Source organism: Aquiflexum sp., from assembly GCF_977115555.1.
The window spans coordinates 1-5,930 of sequence record NZ_CDSBKL010000263.1; the positions used below are offsets into that span (position 1 = coordinate 1).

5 protein-coding genes are annotated in these 5,930 nt (G+C 39.4%); all 5 read left to right on the top strand.

Annotated features, from left to right (window positions below):
• On the top strand, positions 1 to 651 hold a 651-nt coding region (locus tag ACZFYI_RS14355), incomplete at its 5' end, for a metallophosphoesterase family protein (protein WP_462524818.1).
• 241 nt (positions 652 to 892) lie between these two features.
• The gene (locus tag ACZFYI_RS14360; protein WP_462524819.1) at positions 893 to 3,070 is read left to right on the top strand and encodes a DUF5916 domain-containing protein; all 2,178 of its coding nucleotides are present in this window, start codon (positions 893 to 895) and stop codon (positions 3,068 to 3,070) included.
• Between the two features lie 36 nt (positions 3,071 to 3,106).
• Entirely contained in the window at positions 3,107 to 3,388 is a 282-nt protein-coding gene (locus ACZFYI_RS14365; RefSeq protein WP_462524820.1) for a hypothetical protein, read from the top strand.
• A gap of 159 nt (positions 3,389 to 3,547) precedes the next feature.
• Positions 3,548 to 5,389 (top strand): hypothetical protein, encoded by a 1,842-nt coding sequence (locus ACZFYI_RS14370; RefSeq protein ID WP_462524821.1) that lies wholly within the window; start codon positions 3,548 to 3,550, stop codon positions 5,387 to 5,389.
• A gap of 92 nt (positions 5,390 to 5,481) precedes the next feature.
• A complete protein-coding gene (locus tag ACZFYI_RS14375) occupies positions 5,482 to 5,739 on the top strand; it encodes a VF530 family protein (protein ID WP_462524822.1) in 258 nt (85 codons plus the stop codon).
• Positions 5,740 to 5,930 lie beyond the last annotated feature (191 nt).

Below are 5,930 nucleotides of genomic sequence, written 5' to 3' on the forward strand. Positions count from 1 at the left end.
TTTGAAACTTCCCATAGGAATTTGATAGATGCGATCCATGCTGAGAAGGAAGTGGATTTTGTGGTTTTCAATGGAGATTTGATACATGATGAACCTACATTGATGCCAAAAGTGAAAGCGGTATATAATACGCTTAAGGTTCCTTATTTTCCTGTAAAGGGAAATCATGACCGGATTTCAGAGGATGATTGGGAGAAAATATGGGGGATTTCTGCAAACTATGCCTTTGTCTCAAAGGAAAACAATGGGATCATTTTGGCCAACAGTTCCAATCAGGCAGGAGACTACCTTTGCGCCAATATTGAGTTTATGAAATTGAAGCTCGAAGAATTTAAACCAATGTCAAATGTCTTTGTATGTATCCATATTTCCCAAAATGACTGGACAAAACATGGGGTGTCCTGCCAAGAAGTGTTGGGGTTGATAGCGGACTATCCAAATGTAAAAGCTGTATTCCATGGTCATGACCATGATGTGGACGGGATCATGTACCATAGTAAGAAACCATACCTTTGGTCAGGACATTTTGGAGGTAGTTGGGGTTCCCCACATCCTGGCTATCGGGTATGTGAAGTAGATGAGAATGGAAAGGTAAAAACTTATCTAAAGGCAATAAAAGACGGTATGATTGTGAACAGGAATGATTTATAGTAACATATACCAAGTATAGTAAATGCTATAACCATATTTGAGCAGAAATCTTTTTCTATTTTTTGAGTTTAGTTTTCTTTGTTATCAAAGATTATTATGGAACCCTACAAAGATTTTTATTTTTTTAAACCAATAAATACCCATCCTTAACATGTTAAAGAGCATTAGAGGAAGAATTGATTACCTTACCTCTTAAGAAAGATACTTTAGTGTCTGCCAGCTATAATACCCTCAAAATCCCATGAAGAACGCCATCCTGATGGTCTTTGTATGTCTTGGTATTGCATCAAATTCCTTTTCCCAAAAAATCAACGATGCGTACCGGCTGAATATCCGTAAAACTACCGATCCGATCGTGATCGATGGTGTGTTGGATGAACAATCATGGAATTCAGCAGAGGTGGCAACAGACTTTTTTATGATTACCCCTATGGATACCAGCTTTGCCGAAGTGCGTACAGATGTCAGAATGGCCTATGATGACAAGAATCTTTATTTGATAGTTGTCAATTACCACGCACTAGAAGGTCCATACATGGTTGAATCTCTAAGAAGGGATTTTAGCTTTGGAAAAAATGACAACTTCCTGCTTTTTATGGATCCTTTTGATGATCAGATCAATGGTTTTTCTTTTGGTGCCAATGCGGCAGGGGCTCAGTGGGACGGTATCATGTATGATGGTGGAAAGGTCGACTTAAGCTGGGACAATAAGTGGGAATCAAAAGTAAAGAATTATGATGACCGATGGGTTTTTGAGGCTTCTATCCCCTTCAAGTCAATCCGCTACAAATCAGGCATCAAAGAATGGGGGATTAATTTCAGCCGCCTTGACCTCAAGACAACCGAAAAATCAGGATGGGCTCCGGTACCCCGTCAATTCCCTTCTGCTTCACTAGCCTATACAGGAATTCTGGTGTGGGACAATCCTCCCCCTGCGGCAGGTCCCAATATTTCAGTGATACCCTATGGTTTGGGAGGCCTTTCGCAAAACCGTCAGGAAGGCGAGGAGCCTGTGTTTAGAAATTCCTTTGGTATGGATGCTAAGATCGGACTGGGTTCTGCATTGAACCTTGACCTGACTGTCAATCCTGATTTTTCTCAAGTAGAAGTGGACAAGCAAGTGACAAACCTGGATAGGTTTGAACTCTTTTTTCCGGAAAGGAGACAGTTTTTTCTCGAAAATGGAGACCTTTTTGCCAACTTTGGATATGAGACTATCCGTCCTTTTTTCTCCAGGCGGATAGGACTGAATGCACCCATCCAAGCCGGAGCAAGGCTGAGCGGAAAATTAAACAAAGACTGGAGGATTGGCGCCATGACGATGCAGACAGGACAGGTAGAAGAGGAAAATCTGGATGCCCAGAATTTTTCGGTCTTGACCCTGCAACGAAGAGTGCTCGCAAGGTCTAACCTTAGCGCCATCGTGGTGACCCGGCAAGCAGGTATGTTTACTCCTCCCTTACCTGAAGACTCTGTTTCTACCTCAGAATATGACCGGAATGTGGGCCTGGAATTCAATTATGCCTCTTCCAACAACCTTTGGACCGGGAAAGCATTCGTTTTGAAATCATTCAATCCTATGACCGCAGGGGAAGGATTGGTATATGCTGCCAATCTGCGCTATACGAGTGGAAACCTTTATTGGAATATTCAGCATGAATATGTCTCTGAAAATTATACTGCAGAGGTTGGCTATGTCCCAAGGACTGGATTCTACAAGATAAATCCATTGGTAGGATACCTGTTCTTTCCTGAAAGTAAGAAAATTCTCAGCCATGGACCTGAATTGAGTACCAAATCGTTTTTTGATACCAAAATGAGTCAAACCGATAATGAAACTTATATTTCTTACAAGGTGAGATTCAGGTCACAAAGCGTTTTCACTACTTGGTTTGCACATGACTTTATCAGACTTCTCAAGCCATTTGATCCTACCAATTCTACCGGGGATACCTTGGCTGCTGGTACAGAACACCGTTGGTATTCTTGGAGGAATGAATTTACTTCCAAGCCACAAAGTATTTTCACCTATGCTATTGCCACACGTGTGGGTGGGTACTACGCTGAGGGGAATAGATACAATATAAGTGGTGAGCTGGGATATCGGTTCCAGCCTTATTTCAGCCTTACCATGAATGCCAATTATAATGAAATACACCTTCCTGGACCCTGGGGAATCACCTCCTTTTGGCTAGTTGGCCCTAGATTTGACCTGACATTGACCAATAAGTTCTTTATTACGGCATTTGTTCAATACAATGAGCAGATTGACAACATCAACCTCAACACCAGGGTACAGTGGAGGTTCAAACCAGCTTCAGATATATTTCTTGTATTTACAGACAATTACCTTCCTGCCCCATTCTTCGCAAAAGACAGGTCAGTAGTCCTAAAATTCACCTATTGGTGGAATATTTAATTAAGTTTGTTAACCCAAAAAACATAAACCACAATCATGTTACAAAAAGTCTTCAAATCAGTAATCCTTTCCTGGCTTATATTGATGGCTTCTTGCCTTTTTGGAGTTATTCCCGACAGCGGCCAAGATCATGAAATCATGCTTCCTTTGGTTATGGTTCCTTTTGCAGGAGGGCTTTCTGGGTTTGTTTCCCATCTTTTGGACAGGTCTAAGTCAAGGCTTAATTTGGAACCCTTTTCATTAAAAACAATCAAGGTAATTGTTTTTGTGATTTTGGTAGGCATAGCTTTTGTATTTGGTCTAAATAGCTCTGTTTGAAGACATTTGATTGGGTTATTTACTTGATAATTGATTTTCAGATTCAAATGCGAGAACAATCTCCCACAGATTATATTTAGGCTCTACAAACAGGAAATCATTTTTATGTGATAAAATGCCTGAGGCTTATTATATTTAAAGCTAAACCTGACTTTGACCTTGTCGAAACTCGAAAGATTTAAACTTTTTCTAAGAAATTCCCGCAGGATACTCACCCCTGAGCGTTTTGCCTTGGCCTCAGTTTGGGTCCAACTGATTGCGATTTTCATCACAAGTGCGGTCATTATCATAGTATTTTCTCCTTTTGTGGGGGATTTACCTCTGACCTATAAAATCTTTGCTGATCCTTCTTATTATTCCGATACCCAAGGACCTGTCCCTATCGCTGCCGGTTTAATTCTCGTTTTATTGGGTTTGGTTTTATTTTCATTTATCATTTCTGTTTTGTCTGCAGCCTTGATCAAATTGATCGACAATATAAAAAGCGGCTCATTGAAATATAAAGGTTCAGGACATACTGTTTTTATCAATTACAATATCAAATTACCATTGATTCTTGACCAGTTTAATCTGAGAGCTAAGGAAAAAGGAACTATTGAAAACGTCGTACTATTGTTTTCAAGCAACAAAATAGTGTCTGATTTCAGATCAATTTTGGATAAAGAAAGGTGGGAAAACTTGGATATTTTTTTAAGGCAGGGAAACCCGTTGACCTTCCAAACCTATGAGAGGTTATCAATAACAAATGCATTGGGAATTGTTGTTCTGTTGCCTGACACGGGCGATGATACTTTTACTGCTGATAATTTTAACCTCAAAATCCTCACTACCCTTACAAATAACCATGCGTTTTTTCAACATTTGTCTGAAAGGCAGGGTTCAAAACATCCTGTAAAGTGTTCTATCGAATTGTCTAACAGCCAGGACAGCAGAGATATTGCATTGGAACTCACTTCACATGGAGCAGGCGCCCTATTTGCAGTTATCACACCTGGTGATGTTATCGGAAGCATACTCGCAAGGGCTAAAGTTGATGTGGTTTACTACAAAGCTTTCTTCGAGGTTTTATCCTTTGACGGGTCTACCATCCATTTTGTGGACCCCAAGAGGTTTTCAGGTAAAGGGGATTTTGGGGGTATTTTGTTTGAGCAATTGTTGTTCAGTTTTGAAGGGGGGACTTTGCTCGGGTTTTCGGGAGTCAATAGTGAGGGAGGTTTTGAGATGAGTCTCTGCCCTTTTGGGAAGAATGCCAAATCTACCGATTGGCTACTTTTTCTTACCAAAAACATCAAGGAACTAAAATTTAGGCCAATTGATTCCAAACCTGTTTTAGTCAAAAATGAAGCAATCATTCCTCCGAGGGAAGCGGCAAGCAAAAGAATCTGTGTGATCGGTAATGCATGGCCATTGGGAAATATTGATGATTTTATGGATGTGACTAGTTTGGCTTCCTTAGAGGAATCCCATTTTGTCTTTCAAGAGCCTACAGAATATTTTATGCCGGCATTTCTCAATAGTCTCCATGAGGTCAATTACGACAATATCATCATCAACCTTGATGATGAACAGGGTTTTAGACTGACGATGTTGTTGGTATCCAAAAACCGGAATGATAAAAACTTCATGACTAAAATTGTCACCATCCTAGGTGATCCGGTGACCGAACAGCTTCTCAATACCAATGTGTTGAAAAGCAATACAGTGCTTTCCCACAAACTTGCCGCGAGATACATTGCCCAAATATCATTTCAGAAAAATCTCGACAGGCTTTTTACTGAACTTGCGTTTGCAGAAGGGGCGGAATTCAACCTACTAGAAGTGGGGAAAAACATACCCGCTGATTTATTGGGGGATTTGAATGAACTTAAGAAGATGTTAGCAGCACATAAAATGATCTATATCGGGACCGTAGATAAAGATAAAAATGTGTATCTGGAGTCAACAACTTTTTCCGATACCCAACAAATATTGGTCTTGAGTTTTGGGGAAATTTTCTTTTGACCGTCGTTCCAAAAAACAATCTGCATTTCAAAAACCTTTATCACAGGTAATCTATATTGTATGGGATTCCCATAATCTATAAATTTGCCTCCATGGAAAATGAACATGACCTGAACAGTCCTGAAAAACAAATCAATAATCCCTTACACGGTGTAAGATTGGCAGATATTTTAGATTATTTGGTAAAGAAACACGGTTGGGAATACCTTGGTGATAGGTTCAGTTTCAGGTGCTTCACCCATGATCCTTCTGTAAATTCAAGTTTGAAATTTCTGAGAAAGACTGATTGGGCAAGAAAAAAAGTGGAAGATTTCTATGTCAAATCCATCGAAAGGGAACGGCGCGGATAAATCAAAAAATTAAACCTAGAGAAAGTAATACCAACTATCAAATTGATGAGTTTTGTTATCTTCTCTTATCTCAAAAGGCTCGGGAATTTTTTAAATTTCAAAAAAATAAAAATATTTTTTTGGCTTACTTTTTATTTTAAAAACAATTAAAAAAAAGTGAAATGCAAAATTTTTAAATTTATTTTCAATAA